This is a genomic window from Lentzea roselyniae, from assembly GCF_039537795.1.
GTDB lineage: Bacteria > Actinomycetota > Actinomycetes > Mycobacteriales > Pseudonocardiaceae > Lentzea > Lentzea atacamensis.
On the sequence record NZ_BAABBE010000018.1, the window covers coordinates 112,327 to 125,301 of the forward strand.

Annotated in this window: 13 protein-coding genes; 6 read left to right on the forward strand and 7 right to left on the reverse strand. The window is 69.8% G+C overall.

What is annotated here, in order from left to right; translation table 11 throughout:
* Nucleotides 1–33 precede the first annotated feature (33 nt).
* On the forward strand, nt 34–1,410 hold the full coding sequence (locus ABFX45_RS29410; RefSeq protein WP_346133397.1) for an FAD-binding oxidoreductase: 1,377 nt from the start codon (nt 34–36) through the stop codon (nt 1,408–1,410).
* Here the strand turns inward: ABFX45_RS29410 and ABFX45_RS29415 are convergent.
* Nucleotides 1,405–2,850 carry an aldehyde dehydrogenase family protein gene (locus tag ABFX45_RS29415; protein ID WP_346133399.1) on the reverse strand — a complete coding sequence of 482 codons (1,446 nt, stop codon included), beginning with the start codon at nt 2,848–2,850 and terminating at the stop codon, nt 1,405–1,407. The genes ABFX45_RS29410 and ABFX45_RS29415 overlap by 6 nt on opposite strands.
* Nucleotides 2,851–2,860: 10 nt before the next feature.
* The gene (locus tag ABFX45_RS29420) at nt 2,861–3,529 is read right to left on the reverse strand and encodes an aminoglycoside phosphotransferase family protein (RefSeq protein ID WP_346133401.1); all 669 of its coding nucleotides are present in this window, start codon (nt 3,527–3,529) and stop codon (nt 2,861–2,863) included.
* 19 nt (nt 3,530–3,548) lie between these two features.
* Here ABFX45_RS29420 and guaA point away from each other — a divergent pair, with 19 nt between their 5' ends.
* Nucleotides 3,549–5,108, forward strand: a complete 1,560-nt coding sequence (gene guaA, locus ABFX45_RS29425; protein WP_346133403.1) for a glutamine-hydrolyzing GMP synthase — start codon at nt 3,549–3,551, stop codon at nt 5,106–5,108.
* Between the two features lie 42 nt (nt 5,109–5,150).
* On the opposite strand, the gene ABFX45_RS29430 is transcribed toward guaA, so the two are convergent.
* On the reverse strand, nt 5,151–5,345 hold the full coding sequence (locus ABFX45_RS29430) for a hypothetical protein (RefSeq protein WP_109639027.1): 195 nt from the start codon (nt 5,343–5,345) through the stop codon (nt 5,151–5,153).
* Nucleotides 5,338–6,507 carry a PspC domain-containing protein gene (locus tag ABFX45_RS29435; RefSeq protein WP_346133405.1) on the reverse strand — a complete coding sequence of 390 codons (1,170 nt, stop codon included), beginning with the start codon at nt 6,505–6,507 and terminating at the stop codon, nt 5,338–5,340. The genes ABFX45_RS29430 and ABFX45_RS29435 overlap by 8 nt, the downstream gene beginning before the upstream one ends.
* Before the next feature lie 132 nt (nt 6,508–6,639).
* On the opposite strand from ABFX45_RS29435, the gene ABFX45_RS29440 reads away from it, so the two are divergent.
* From ABFX45_RS29440 to ABFX45_RS29450, 3 genes are read left to right on the forward strand one after another with little or no spacing between them, the layout of a single operon-like run.
* Nucleotides 6,640–7,809 carry an ATP-binding protein gene (locus ABFX45_RS29440; protein WP_428834200.1) on the forward strand — a complete coding sequence of 390 codons (1,170 nt, stop codon included), beginning with the start codon at nt 6,640–6,642 and terminating at the stop codon, nt 7,807–7,809.
* Complete coding sequence (locus ABFX45_RS29445; protein ID WP_109639029.1) at nt 7,806–8,456, forward strand: response regulator; 651 nt, start codon at nt 7,806–7,808, stop codon at nt 8,454–8,456. Before ABFX45_RS29440 ends, ABFX45_RS29445 begins: the two co-directional genes overlap by 4 nt.
* A gap of 16 nt (nt 8,457–8,472) precedes the next feature.
* The gene (locus tag ABFX45_RS29450; protein ID WP_325051068.1) at nt 8,473–9,054 is read left to right on the forward strand and encodes a phosphatase PAP2 family protein; all 582 of its coding nucleotides are present in this window, start codon (nt 8,473–8,475) and stop codon (nt 9,052–9,054) included.
* On the opposite strand, the gene ABFX45_RS29455 is transcribed toward ABFX45_RS29450, so the two are convergent.
* The 3 genes from ABFX45_RS29455 to ABFX45_RS29465 all read right to left on the reverse strand — a co-directional run bounded on the left by ABFX45_RS29455 (nt 9,047) and on the right by ABFX45_RS29465 (nt 11,986).
* On the reverse strand, nt 9,047–10,333 hold the full coding sequence (locus ABFX45_RS29455; protein WP_267900083.1) for a serine/threonine-protein kinase: 1,287 nt from the start codon (nt 10,331–10,333) through the stop codon (nt 9,047–9,049). The genes ABFX45_RS29450 and ABFX45_RS29455 overlap by 8 nt on opposite strands.
* A 185-nt stretch (nt 10,334–10,518) precedes the next feature.
* Nucleotides 10,519–10,938: an SsgA family sporulation/cell division regulator gene (locus tag ABFX45_RS29460; RefSeq protein WP_109639031.1), complete on the reverse strand. Its 420-nt coding sequence runs from the start codon at nt 10,936–10,938 to the stop codon at nt 10,519–10,521.
* Nucleotides 10,939–11,059: 121 nt separating this feature from the next.
* Nucleotides 11,060–11,986 carry a DMT family transporter gene (locus ABFX45_RS29465; protein ID WP_346133408.1) on the reverse strand — a complete coding sequence of 309 codons (927 nt, stop codon included), beginning with the start codon at nt 11,984–11,986 and terminating at the stop codon, nt 11,060–11,062.
* 81 nt (nt 11,987–12,067) lie between these two features.
* Between ABFX45_RS29465 and ABFX45_RS29470 the strand changes: the two genes are divergently transcribed.
* Nucleotides 12,068–12,970, forward strand: coding sequence for a LysR family transcriptional regulator (locus tag ABFX45_RS29470; protein ID WP_112226798.1), 903 nt, complete (start codon nt 12,068–12,070; stop codon nt 12,968–12,970).
* The last annotated feature ends 5 nt before the right edge of the window (nt 12,971–12,975 follow it).

Genomic DNA, 12,975 nt, shown 5'->3' on the forward strand with positions numbered 1-12,975 from the left:
GGCACCACCATCGGTCTCGGGGGTGTTCAAGTCATGGAGATCAACAGACGAACTTTCTTGCAAACGAGCGCACTCGCCGTCGCGGGCTTGGGGATGGGCACCGGGACGGCCGTGGCCGACACCAACTGGGCGAAGCTGCGCAAACGGCTCGGCAACCGGCTCGTGCTGCCACAGAACCCCGGCTACGACCAGCTGCGGATGCCGTGGAACCACGTTTACGCACATCGCAGGCCGGCCGCGATCGCGAGGTGCGTCAGGCATGAAGATGTCCAGGCCTGCCTGGACTTCGCGTCGCACGAACGCATCCCGGTCGCCGCACGCAGCGGCAAGCACAGCTACGCGGCCTACTCGCTGCCGGAGAACGGCCTGGTCGTCGACCTCGCCGGGATCGCCGCGGTGGACGTCGCCGGCCGTCGAGCACGGGTCGGCGCGGGTGCCCAGCTCCTGCCGGTCTACGAGGCCATCGGTGCCGCCGGACAGGCTCTGCCCGCCGGCACGTGCCGTTCGGTCGGCATCGGCGGGCTCACGCTCGGCGGCGGCATCAGCGTGATCGGCCGCAAGTACGGACTCACCTGCGACCGCCTGGTGAGCGCCAGGATCGTCACGCCGGACGGCTGCCTGCGCACCGCGTCCGCGCACGAGGAACCCGATCTGTACTGGGCTTTGCGCGGCGGCGGTGGCGGCAACTTCGGCATCGTCACGCAGTTCACGTTCCGCACCGACCCGGCGCCCGGCCTGACCGTGTTCGCGCTCAGCTACCCGCGGGCTGCGTCGGCGGACGTGTTCGACGCCTGGCAGGAGTGGATGGCTCAGGCACCGGACGAGCTGTGGTCCAGCTGCACCGTCGAGGCCGGCCCCGTGTCGTCCGCCAGAGTCGGCGGCGCCTACGTGGGCACGGCGAAGAACCTGGTGCCGCTGCTGGACCGGATGCCGCCCGCGGAGCGGACCTTCCAGGAGATGGGTTACCTGGAGACGATGCGTTACTACGCGGGAAACCCGAGTTCTGGCTTCCCGTTCGTGGCGTCGTCGCGCATGCTCCGCCACCACGTGCCCGGCTCGCGGGTCGCGGCCCTGATGGACGGGCAGCGCGACGGCGCGATCCTGTTCGACTCGTTCGGCGGTGCGCTCAACCGGGTCGCGCCGGACGCCACCGCGTTCCCGCACCGCGACGCCAGGACCAGCGCGCAGATCTTCTTCGGTGCCGGCGACAGGACAGAGGCGGAGACTCGCCGGGTGGTCGCGGCAGTGCGGGACGGGCTCGGCGCGGGCACCACCGGGTACGTGAACTACATCGACCCGGAGATGCCGGACTGGCCGACCGCCTACTACGGCCGCAACCTCGCGCGACTCAGGCGAGTCGCGCGACGGTACGACCCGGACCGCGTGCTGGCGTTCCCGCAGGGGCTATAGCGGGATCCCCGTCAGGACGGTCACGCGCTCCTCGGTGAAGTCCTCCATCGCCGACCGGACGCCCTCACGCCCGGTGCCCGAGCCCTTCACACCGCCGTAGGGCATCTGGTCGGCGCGGTAGGACGGCACGTCACCGATGATCACGCCACCGACCTCGAGCTCGGCCGCGGCCTCGAACGCCACCTGCACGTCGCGGGTGAACACGCCGGCCTGCAGTCCGTACTTGGTGTCGTTGGCCTGCGCGAACGCGTCCTCGACGCCGTCGGCGACCGAGACGACGAGCACCGGCCCGAAGATCTCCTCGGTCCACAGCTTGGTGTTGAAGGGCACGTCCGCCAGCACGGTCGGCTCGACGGTCGTCCCGGTCCGCTTGCCGCCGAGCAGCACGCGCGCGCCCGCGTCGGCGGCCATGTGGACCCACTCCTCGACGCGGCGGGCGTTGTCCTCGTCGATCAACGGGCCGACCTCGACCTCGGGGTCGTGCGGGTCACCGGTCTTCAGCGCTCCCACCGCCTCCACGAGCTTCGGCACGAACTCGTCGGCGACCGAGCGGTCCACGATCACCCGCTGCACCGCGATGCACGACTGACCGGCCTGGTAGTTGCCGAACGTCGCGATGCGCTGCGCCGCGTGGTCCAGGTCCGTCCAGTCGGGACAGATGATCGCGGCCGCGTTGGAGCCCAGCTCCATCACGACGTGCTTGCGCGGTGCGGCTTCCATCAGCGACCAGCCGACCTTCGTGGACCCGGTGAACGAGATCACCGGCAGCCGCTCGTCGCTGACCAACGCGTCCATGTCCTTGCCGCGCACGGGAAGGATCGAGAACGCGCCCTCCGGCAGATCGGTCTCGGCCAGGATCTCGCCCAGCAGCAGGGCGCTCAACGGCGTGGCGGACGCGGGCTTCACGATCACCGGTGCACCCACCGCGAGCGCCGGCGCGACCTTGTGCGCCACCAGGTTCAGCGGGAAGTTGAACGGCGCCACGGCCAGCACCGGCCCGCGCGGCACGTGGCGCACGATCGCCATCCTGCCCACGCCGTTCGCGTCGGTGTCGAGCCGCTGCAGCCCACCGGTGAACCGCCGGGCCTCCTCCGCGGCGAACCGGAACGTGTTGACCGCGCGCGAGACCTCGATCTCGGCCCACTTGAGCGGCTTGCCGTTCTCCGCGGTGATCGTCTCGGCGATCTCCTCCGCGCGCTCGGCCAGCGTCCGCGACACCTGCAGCAGTGCCTCGGCCCGCACGTGCGCCGGTGTTCGGCGGAACTCCTTGGCCACCGCCGCGGCCGCCGCCACCGCACGTTCCACCTGGTCTCTGCTTGGTACCGCGACCGAGGCGACCTCGGTGCCGTCGAACGGGTGGAAGACCTCTAACGCCTGCTCGCCCTGCTCGGGGCGGCCGGCGATCCAGCACGGCCTGGGTTGCGGCGTGAACGCGTCCATGTGACTCACGTTAAGCCCTATTGGCCTGCACGTACTCGATGAGTCCCTTGTAGTAGTCGTCGTGACGTTCCGCGCGTTGCTGCACGAACGCCGGATGCTCGCGAATGGTGCGAATCGCGTCGTCCAGTCGCTGCAGCACGTGCTCGTCGTTGTAGACGCATCCGTAGGCCTCGCAGAACAGCTGAGCACGGCGTTTGCGCTCGTGGGGGAGCCCCAGCACGAACTGGATGATCGCCCAGCTGACGTCCCACCAGCGCGGTCCCGGATGCGCCGAGTCGAAGTCGAAGATGCCGACGGGCAGACCGTCTCGATAGGTGGTGTTGTACGGCGCGAAGTCGCCGTGGAGCACCACCTCGACCGGCTCTCTGACGGGGTGCTGCCACCCGTCGAGCCGATCGACGAGGGGGAGTGTCGCGTCGTGGAGCCTGCGCAGCATCAACGCCGATTCGATCAACGAGGCGTCGTCGGACGGGAACACGTGGCCAACGTCACCGGGCAGGTAGCTGAGCAGCTCGTGCTCGCCGTCCAGTCCGAGCGGAACCGGCGCGATCCCCAGAGGTGCCAAGTGCCGCAACAACTCGTGCACCCGAGGGGCCCACGGACCGGCCGGTCTGCGCACCGCGTCACCCACCCTGAACACCTGGTTCAGCCCGCCTCCGGTCAGCAGCTCTCCGTCCACGCATGACATCCTTGGCGGCGTGTCCGACACCAGCAACCGCCCTGTTCTCGTCGTCGACTTCGGCGCCCAGTACGCGCAGCTGATCGCCCGACGCGTGCGTGAGGCCCAGGTCTACTCCGAGGTGGTCCCGCACACCGCGACGTTGAGCGAGATCCTCGACAAGAACCCGCTGGCCATCGTGCTGTCCGGTGGCCCGTCGAGCGTCTACGAGGAGGGCGCGCCGCAGGTCGACCCGAAGCTGTTCGAGACCGGCGTCCCCGTCTTCGGCATCTGTTACGGCTTCCAGGCCATGGCGCGCGCACTCGGCGGCGCAGTTGAACAGACCGGCACCCGCGAGTACGGCCGCACCGAGCTCGGCGTCACCGGCGCGGGCGGCTCGCTGCACGAGGAGCTGCCCGGTCACCACCCGGTGTGGATGAGCCACGGCGACGCCGTCACCAAGGCGCCGGAGGGCTTCACCGTCACCGCGACCAGCGAGGGTGCCCCGGTCGCCGCGTTCGAGGACACCGAACGCCGCTTCGCCGGTGTGCAGTACCACCCGGAGGTGCACCACTCGCCGCACGGCCAGGAGGTGCTGCGCCGGTTCCTGCACGACATCGCGGGCATCCGTCCGCAGTGGACCACGTCGTCCATCGTGGACGAGCAGGTCACGCGGATCCGCGAGCAGATCGGTGAGGGCAAGGCGATCTGCGCCCTGTCCGGCGGTGTCGACTCCGCCGTGGCCGCCGCTCTCGTCCAGCGCGCCATCGGTGACCGGCTCACCTGCGTCTTCGTCGACCACGGCCTGCTGCGCGCCGGTGAGCGCGCCCAGGTCGAGCGCGACTACGTGGCCGCCACGGGCGTCAACCTGATCACGGTCGACGCGCGCGAGCGGTTCCTCAACGCACTCGCCGGCGTCACCGACCCGGAGGAGAAGCGCAAGATCATCGGCCGCGAGTTCATCCGCGTGTTCGAGCAGGCGGAGCGCGACCTCAAGGCCGAGGGCGACTACCGCTTCCTGGTGCAGGGCACGCTCTACCCGGACGTGGTCGAGTCCGGCGGCGGCACCGGCACCGCGAACATCAAGTCGCACCACAACGTCGGCGGCCTGCCGGACGACCTGCAGTTCGAGCTGGTCGAGCCGCTGCGCGCGCTGTTCAAGGACGAGGTCCGCCGCGTCGGCACCGAGCTGGGCCTGCCGGAGACGATCGTCCAGCGCCAGCCGTTCCCCGGCCCCGGCCTCGGCATCCGGATCATCGGCGAGGTCACCCAGGACCGCCTCGACACGCTGCGCCAGGCCGACGCCATCGCGCGTGAGGAGCTCACCGCCGCCGGTCTCGACCGCCAGATCTGGCAGTGCCCGGTCGTGCTGCTCGCGGACGTCCGCAGCGTCGGTGTGCAGGGTGACGGCCGCACGTACGGCCACCCGATCGTGCTGCGCCCGGTGTCGTCCGAGGACGCGATGACCGCGGACTGGACGCGGCTGCCGTACGAGGTGCTGGAGCGGATCTCGACCCGGATCACCAACGAGGTGGCAGAGGTCAACCGCGTGGTGCTGGACGTGACGTCCAAGCCGCCGGGCACCATCGAGTGGGAGTGACCTGAAGAAACGGCCCCCGGTCAGCTGACCGGGGGCCGTTTCTCATTTCGGGGACTTCCGCCTCAAGGAGTTGGTCAGCAGAACCACTCCGACCACGATGGCCGTTCCTCCCAGCGCCCACCGGAAGTCGAACCAGAACGTCCCGTTGCTCAGCACGTAGGCCGCCATCAGCCCGCCACCGATCCCGAAGATCAGGCTGAGCAGGTCGATCCGCCTGCGCGTCACCGGCTCAGTCACGGAGCACCTTCACCTCTCCGACGTTCGTCCGAACGTCCAGGTCGATCTTCAAGCCGCCCTCGCCGTTGTCGCCGAAGTCGGTGCCGCTGACCTGCTCGACGCTGCCCTCGGCCGTCTTCCCGAAGCAGTTGAGCTCGCCGATGGACGTGGCCTCGCAGTTGAACGTCACGTCCGCGTTCTTCGGCACGTGCACGATCAGCTCACCGAGGTCCGCCTCGACCGCGGTCTTCACCGCACCGGAGTCCGGCAGCTGCCGGAGGTCGAGCATCACGCTGCCCACACCGATCCGGTAGCGGTCCTTCACGTCGGCGACGGACTTGGGCGTGTCCGAGAGGCTGCCCAGGTTGTGGGGTCCCTCGAACCCGACCGCCGTCATGCCGAAGCCCGCCACGGACAGCGGAACCAGCAGCCAGATCAGGCCGCGGGCGCCGCCGGTGAACGACCCGATCAGCAGACCGGCCGCCAGCACCGCGATCAGCAGGCCGATGACGTGCGGGACCGTGAACCACGGCGCCCAGGTCCAGGCGATCGCGGATCCCGCGATCACGAGCGCCGCCACGCCTGCCGTCGCCAGCGCGACACGCGGCTTGCGCGGCCTGGGGGCCGGTGGCTGCGGCGCGGCCGCCGGTTCCGGCAGGTCCCACGCGAACGGGGCGGCACCGAGCGGGTCCCAGGCCGGCGCCCCCGCCACCGGTGGCACGTGTGCGGGCTCGGCGACGGCGGCCGGCGCGAGGTGCCCGCGGTTCTTCTGCAGCAGGTAGATGCACGCGATCGTCGCGGCCAGCGTCACGATGACCTGGAACCCGCCGCTGCCGAACGTGAACGCGAGCGCCGGGAACATCAGGAAGCTCAGCAGCACCGTCTGCGCCTGCGACATGGAGCTGGTGCCCTTGTTGATCAGCGCTTCCAGCGGGGAGACCTCGTCGCCCTCCTCGGGCAGCAGCAGCCAGCCCGCCAGGTACATCGGCAGTCCGACGCCGCCCGACAACGCGAGCGCGACGAACGCGATCCGCACGATCACCGGGTCGATCTGGTAGCGCATGGCGATACCGGTGGCGACGCCGCCGATCTTGCGCCCCGCGCGGGGCCGCACCGGCCGGTGGGCCCAGAACTCCCTGAGCGTGTCCGCCACGCCCTGCATTGCCTTCTCAGTCCCGCTCACGGTGACAAGGTTGCGCTCCCACGCCTGGAACCACATCAGGGACCAGCCCTGATTCGCGGAACCGGGGTCATCCCTGATGAACAACTCGCCAGGACGTGTGACGATCGGATGGTGAGTGCACGGATTGAGCCGATGCGCCGCCGACGCACCGGCCGGGTCGTCGCGGGCGTCGCGAGCGGGCTGGCGGAACACCTCGGCGCACCGGTCTTCTGGGTGCGCGCGATCTTCGCCGTGTTCGCCGCGCTGAGCGGTGTCGGAATCATCGCCTACGCCCTGCTCTGGATGTTCGTCCCGCAGTCGACGGTGACGGAACCGGAGACCGAGAAGGACCGCAAGGAGTGGCAGCAGGCCGTCGGTCTCGCCGCCGTCGGCATCGGCGTCGCGGTCTTCACCGGGTTGATCGGCAGCGCGGCGAGCGGCTGGATCACCGGCCCGATCGCCGTGGCACTCGTGGGCGCCGCGGTCGTGTGGCGTGAGGCGGACGAGGCACAGCGGCGTCGCTGGAAAGACGGGGCGCTGGCGCAGGGGAAGACGGGGATCGTGCGAACGGTGGCGGGAGGTGCGCTGGTTCTGGCGGGCGTGGCCGCCTTCCTCGTCGCGAACGACTCGGTCCAGAACCTCTCGACCGTCGTGCTCTCCGTGCTCGCCACGTTGATCGGTGTCGCGGTCCTGACCGTGCCGCTGTGGATGCGGCTGGTGCGCGATCTGGACACCGAACGCCGGGCACGCATCCGGACCGAGGAACGCGCCGAGATCGCCGCCCACCTGCACGACTCCGTGCTGCAAACGCTTGCGCTCATCCAGAAGCAGTCCGAGTCGCCGCGAGAGGTGAAGCGCCTGGCCCGCGGCCAGGAACGCGAGCTGCGCAGCTGGCTCTACGGCCGTGAGGTGGGCGAGCAGCCGACGACCATGAGCATCGCCATCGCCCAGACGTGCGCGGAGGTGGAGGACGACTTCGCGATCGCCGTGTCGCAGGTCGTGGTCGGCGACTGCGAGCTGGAAGACGGGATGTTCGCGTTGATCCAGGCCTCCAAGGAGGCCATGGTGAACGCCGCCAAGCACGCAGGCGTCGCCGAGGTCAGCCTGTACGCCGAGATCGAACCGGACAAGGTGACGGTGTTCGTGCGCGACCGCGGCAAGGGTTTCGACCCGGACGCCGTGCCGGAGGACCGGCATGGCCTCGCGGGCAGCATCCGGGGGAGGATGGACCGGCACGGCGGACAGGTGCGGCTGCGCACCGCGCCCGGTGAGGGGACCGAGGTGCAGCTGGAGATGCCGAGGAAGACGGAGGCCAGGACGTGACCGTGAGGGTGTTCCTGGTGGACGACCACGCGTTGTTCCGAGCGGGGGTGCGGGCCGAGCTCGACACCATCACCGACGAGGTGGAGGTGGTCGGCGAGGCGGGCAGCGTCGGCGAGGCGGTGGCGGGCATCGCGCACCACAAACCGGACGTGGTGCTGCTCGACGTGCACATGCCGGACGGCGGTGGCGCCGAGGTGCTGCGGCAGATCCGGACCAAGATTCCCGAGGTCACGTTCCTCGCGTTGTCCGTGTCGGACGCGGCGGAGGACGTCATCAACGTCATCCGCGCCGGTGCCCGCGGCTACGTCACCAAGACGATCTCCAGCCAGGAGCTGGTCAAGGCGGTCGTGCGGGTCAGCGAGGGCGACGCGGTGTTCTCCCCGCGACTGGCCGGGTTCGTGCTGGACGCGTTCGCCGACCGGCCGGGTGCCGCGCCGATCAGCGACCCCGAGCTCGACCTGCTGACGCCGCGGGAGCGGGACGTCCTGCGGCTGCTCGCGCGCGGCTACGCTTACAAGGAGATCGCGTCCGAGCTGTTCATCAGCGTGAAGACGGTGGAGACGCACGTGTCGAGCGTCCTGCGGAAGACGCAGCTCTCCAACCGGTACGAGCTCTCCCGCTGGGCCACTGATCGCAGACTGGTCTGAAGGGTTTCCGGGGGACTTGATCAAAAAGGTCGCCCGCGGTGCGACCGAGGTGCTGGCACCGTGGGTCTGGGTGATTCTGCTGCCGTTCGCCGTGGCCGCGGCGACGGAGAGCTTCTGGAAGACGCTGCTGTGGGGGGTCGTGGTCGCCGTGACGGCGTCCGTCATCCCGATGGCCGTCATCGTCAGAGGCGCGCGCAAGGGCAAGTGGGACGGCCACCACGTCACGAACCGCGAGGGGCGGCTCGTTCCGCTGGTCACGGCCGGTGCGTCGCTGGCCGCCGGCACGGTGATCATGGTGCTGGGCGGCGCGCCGTCGAGCATGCTCGCTCTGGCGGGCAGCATGTTCGCGTCGTTGATCGTCAGCATGGCGATCACGTTCGGGCTGAGGTGGAAGATCTCGCTGCACGCCGCGGTGGCGTGGGCGGCCGTCGTGACATTGGCGATCGTCTACGGCCCGTGGTTGCTGCTGATCGCGCTGCCGGCGGCGCTGGTGGCGTGGTCGCGCGTCGAGCTCGGTGACCACACGACGGCGCAGGTGCTGGCGGGGACGGCGATGGGCGTGATCGTGGGCGGCGGCAGCTTCTGGCTGCTCAGCTGATCTGCTTGGAGCTGACGATCTTCATCTGGCTGTTCACGTTGCCGACCTCGACCTCGTAGACACCGCGCTGCTGCTCGCCCTTGATCGTCTTCATGACGAGCTCGACGGTGACGACCCAGTTCGCGCCTGCCGACCGCACCGGCACGCTGGTGTCGCGACACTGGAGCTCGGTGTAGCCCTTCCACCGGGCGACGTACTTCTCCCGCGGCTCGCTCGCGCGTTCCCAGAGGTTCGCCCACGCCCCGTCGGGGTTGCCGGGCAGCTGGGCGTAGTGCTCGGAGACGAACGTGCTCGCCTCGGGGGCCGTGAAGTAGCGGACCTCCTGCTGGTCGGGAAAGCTCGCCTCGTTGATCGGGGTCAGGTCGCCGGTGCCCGACCAGTACGCGGCGGCCGCGCCACCCCCGATCCCGAGCAGCCCGATGATCGAGAGGATCACCAGGATCCGCCGGTTCGGCGGCTTGAGCCTGCGCGGCTCGGGGATGGGAAGCGGCTGGGACGGCTGTGGCTCGGCGGCCAGCAGGTCCGCGGCCTCCTGCGCGCTCGGCCGGTCCTTCGGGTCCTGGGAGAGCAGGCGCATGAGCAACGGGGTGAGCTCGCCCGCGTTCTTGGGATCCCGCAGCTGCCCGCTGGCGGCCCGGTAGATGAGGCCGAAGCTGTTGTCGCTGGGCCCGAAGACCGACTCGCCCTCGACGGCCGCGTAGATCGTGGCGCCCAGGGAGAACACGTCGGACGCCTCGTCGGGCTGCTCGCCGCGCGCCACCTCCGGCGCGAGGTAGGCGGGAGTGCCCGAGATCATGCCGGTCTCGGTCAGCGTGCCGTCACCGCTGGCCTTGGAGATGCCGAAGTCGGTGATCTTGACCGTGCCGTCGTCGCCGATCAGGACGTTGCCTGGCTTGATGTCGCGGTGCACGATGCCCGCCGCGTGCGCCGCGGCCAGTGCCGACGCGACCTTGGCGCCGATGCTCGCGGCCTGGGCCGGCTTGAGCGGCCCCTGCTCGGCGATGAGCGCCGACAGGCTGCGGGACGGCAGGTACTCCATGACGATCCACGGCTCTTCGTGCTCGTCTCCCACGACGTCGAACACCGCGATCGCGTGCGCGTGGTGCAGCCGGGCCGCGTTGCGCGCCTCGCGCATCGCCCGCTGGTGGTCTCCGGTGATGAGCTGCTTGACCGCGACCTCGCGCGCCAGCAGCTCGTCGCGCGCCCGCCAGACCACCCCCATCGCGCCGCTGCCGACGCGCTCGAGGAGCGTGTAGCGGCCGCCGATGGTGGTTGTCACACCACGAGAGTAATCAATCACGGAGACCGACATCCGGGGTTCACGCTCAACAGGTGGTGCAGACCACCGCCGAACCCTGCGGATCCCCGTCACCGGTGGGGACTTGTCCAGCTCTTCGCCGTCGCTGCCCACGACGACGAACCCTCAGGTGGTCTCCCGCGCCCGTCAGACCACCCGCCGCAGAACTAGTCGATCGTCGAGACCAGCTTCTGCAGCTCCCGGTCGAAGTCGATCCACAGGTCCTCCTCGCCCGGCTGGACGACGTCGTAGGAGCTGTCCAGGAACGCCGCCACGTCCTCGGCGACCGCGCTGAGGATGGCGAACCCGGTCGGCGCGTTCAGCTCGACCAGGACGCGCTCCGGGTCGTCGGACGCGGGGCGGACCAGGATGTCGCCCTCACCGGACGGGGTCAGCAGACCGTCGGCCAGCAGGTCGCGGGCGAACATCCACTCGACGCGGCCCGTGCCCGTGTGGAACACGATGGCGACCGCGTACGGGTCCTCCGGGTCGTAGACCAGTTCGGCCACCACCGGCGCTGGAGCCGCGCCAGGGGCCAGTAGCTGAAAAGTCGTCCGCGTGGTGACCTTCAGGTTCTCGTTGTTCATGTCGATGTCCTTCCCAGGCTGGTCTCCATGTCCGCTCACAAACAGGAGACGGCCAAGCAGCCGGATCAGGACGCGATTCGTCTCGGAACCATCCTTCTGGGGGAGACGGGCGTCTCACCCCTCAGCGTTTGACCAGGTCGCGCGTCTCGTTTGGTGAGACGTTCTGACCAGTCGAGACGGGCTGCCTCCTGGTCAGTGCAACGCCCAGGAGCACCACGATCATGCCCGCGACGACCCTCGTGTTGAGCTGCTCCCCGAGGAAGATCGCTCCAAGGAGTACCGAGACCACGGGCAGAAGGTAACCGACGGTAGTTGCCGTGGTGGCGCCCTCGTCCGCGATGACGCGGTAGTTGAGGATGAACGCCACGCCGGTGCCGAAGATGCCCAGGATCGCCACGGCGACGATGCCGATCCAGTGCAGGTGCACCGGCTCGAGCCCGCCGAACGGCACCGCGAGGATCAGCAGGCCCATCGCGGTGGTCAGCTGCATCGCGGCGAGCTGCGTCGAGGTCGCACCCGTGTTGACCAGCTTGCGGCCGGCGTAGGAGTAGCCGACGGCGTAGCTCGCGGCCCCGATGAGGCACAGCACCGCACCCCAGCTCGCGATGGAGTTGGCCGCCTGCCACGGCGCGAAGATCAGCAGCACGCCGGCGAAACCCGTGCCGAGGCCGAGCATCCGGACGAGGTTGCTGAACTTCTCCGTGCCCAGCACCAGTCCGATGGCCAGCGCGAACAGCGGCGTCGTCGAGTTGAGGACGCCGGACACGCCGGAGTCGACGGTCTGGCCGCCGATCGCGAACAGGGTGAACGGGATCGCGCTGCCGAACAGCGCGACGACCAGCATGTGTCCCCAGATCCGCCGGTCGCGCGGCAGCGTCATCCTCGCCGTGACGAGCACGACGAACAGCACGGCCGCGCCGAAGAACGTCCGCACGAGCGAGATCTGCAGGGGAGCGAGGCTCCCCAGTGCAAGCTTCATCCACAGGAAGCTGGATCCCCACAGCAGGGCGAGCACGCCCATCCTGATCAACGTTCCGCGTTGGTTCACATGTCAACGATGCGTGCTCCAACCCGTAAATACAATTTAATTGTTGTGCATAACCTTTAAGCAGAGCTGTAAGGTTGAGGGATGCTGGACGTGCGACGCATGCAGGTGCTCAGGGCGGTCGTGACCTCGGGTTCCATCACCGCGGCGGCGACGAACCTCGGCTACACCCCGTCCGCCATCTCGCAGCAGGTCGCGGGCCTGGAGAAGCAGGCGGGCCTGCCGCTGCTGGAGCGGGTGGGCCGCGGGGTCCGCCCGACCGCCGCCGGCCGGCTGCTGACCGAGCACGCCGCGCGCGTGGCCGAGCAGCTCGCCGAGGCCGAGAGCGCGCTGACGGCGTTGCGCCAGGGCTGTGCCGGGATCCTGCGCGTCCGCTACTTCGCCACGGCGGGAGCGGCGCTCGTGCCGCCCGCGGTGGCCCAGTTCCGCGCCGAACGCTCCGGCGTCGAGCTGGACCTGAAGCTCACCGAGCCGACCGACCCGTTCGAGGAGCTCGCCGCCGGCCGTGCCGACGTCGCGATCACCGTGCTGGAACCCGACGAGCCCGCTCCCGAGGGCGTGGTCGCCCGGCACCTGCTCGCCGACCCGTTCTTCGCCGTGCTGCCCCGCGGCCACGCGCTGTCCCGCAAGCGCGTGATCGACCTGGGCGAGCTCGCGGAGGAGCCGTGGATCTTCGCTGACTTCGGCGCCACGGGGCCGTGCAAGGACCTGGTGGTGAACGCGTGCGCCGGCGCGGGATTCGCGCCGAAGGTCGTCGTGGAAAGCGACGACTACGCGACCGCACAGGGATTCGTGGCTGCCGGGCTCGGTGTCACGATCATTCCCCGGCTGGGCCTGGGGTATGCGCATCCGGGCGTCGTGCTGCGCAAGGTGCGCAATCCAGAGCCGGTGCGGCACATTCACGTCGTGTACCGCGAGGAAGCAGCGTCGAACCCCGCCGTGGTGGCGCTGGCCGAAGCCCTGGAGAAGGCCGCACGGGCCTCCTGACCGGG

Coding starts and splice junctions, on each gene's coding strand:
- ABFX45_RS29440 (WP_428834200.1), top strand. CDS start 6,640: ATGCGCCGCCGACGCACCGGCCGGGTCGTCGCGGGCGTCGCGAGCGGG.
- ABFX45_RS29410 (WP_346133397.1), top strand. CDS start 34: ATGGAGATCAACAGACGAACTTTCTTGCAAACGAGCGCACTCGCCGTC.
- ABFX45_RS29460 (WP_109639031.1), bottom strand. CDS start 10,938: ATGAACAACGAGAACCTGAAGGTCACCACGCGGACGACTTTTCAGCTA.
- ABFX45_RS29470 (WP_112226798.1), top strand. CDS start 12,068: ATGCTGGACGTGCGACGCATGCAGGTGCTCAGGGCGGTCGTGACCTCG.
- ABFX45_RS29415 (WP_346133399.1), bottom strand. CDS start 2,850: ATGGACGCGTTCACGCCGCAACCCAGGCCGTGCTGGATCGCCGGCCGC.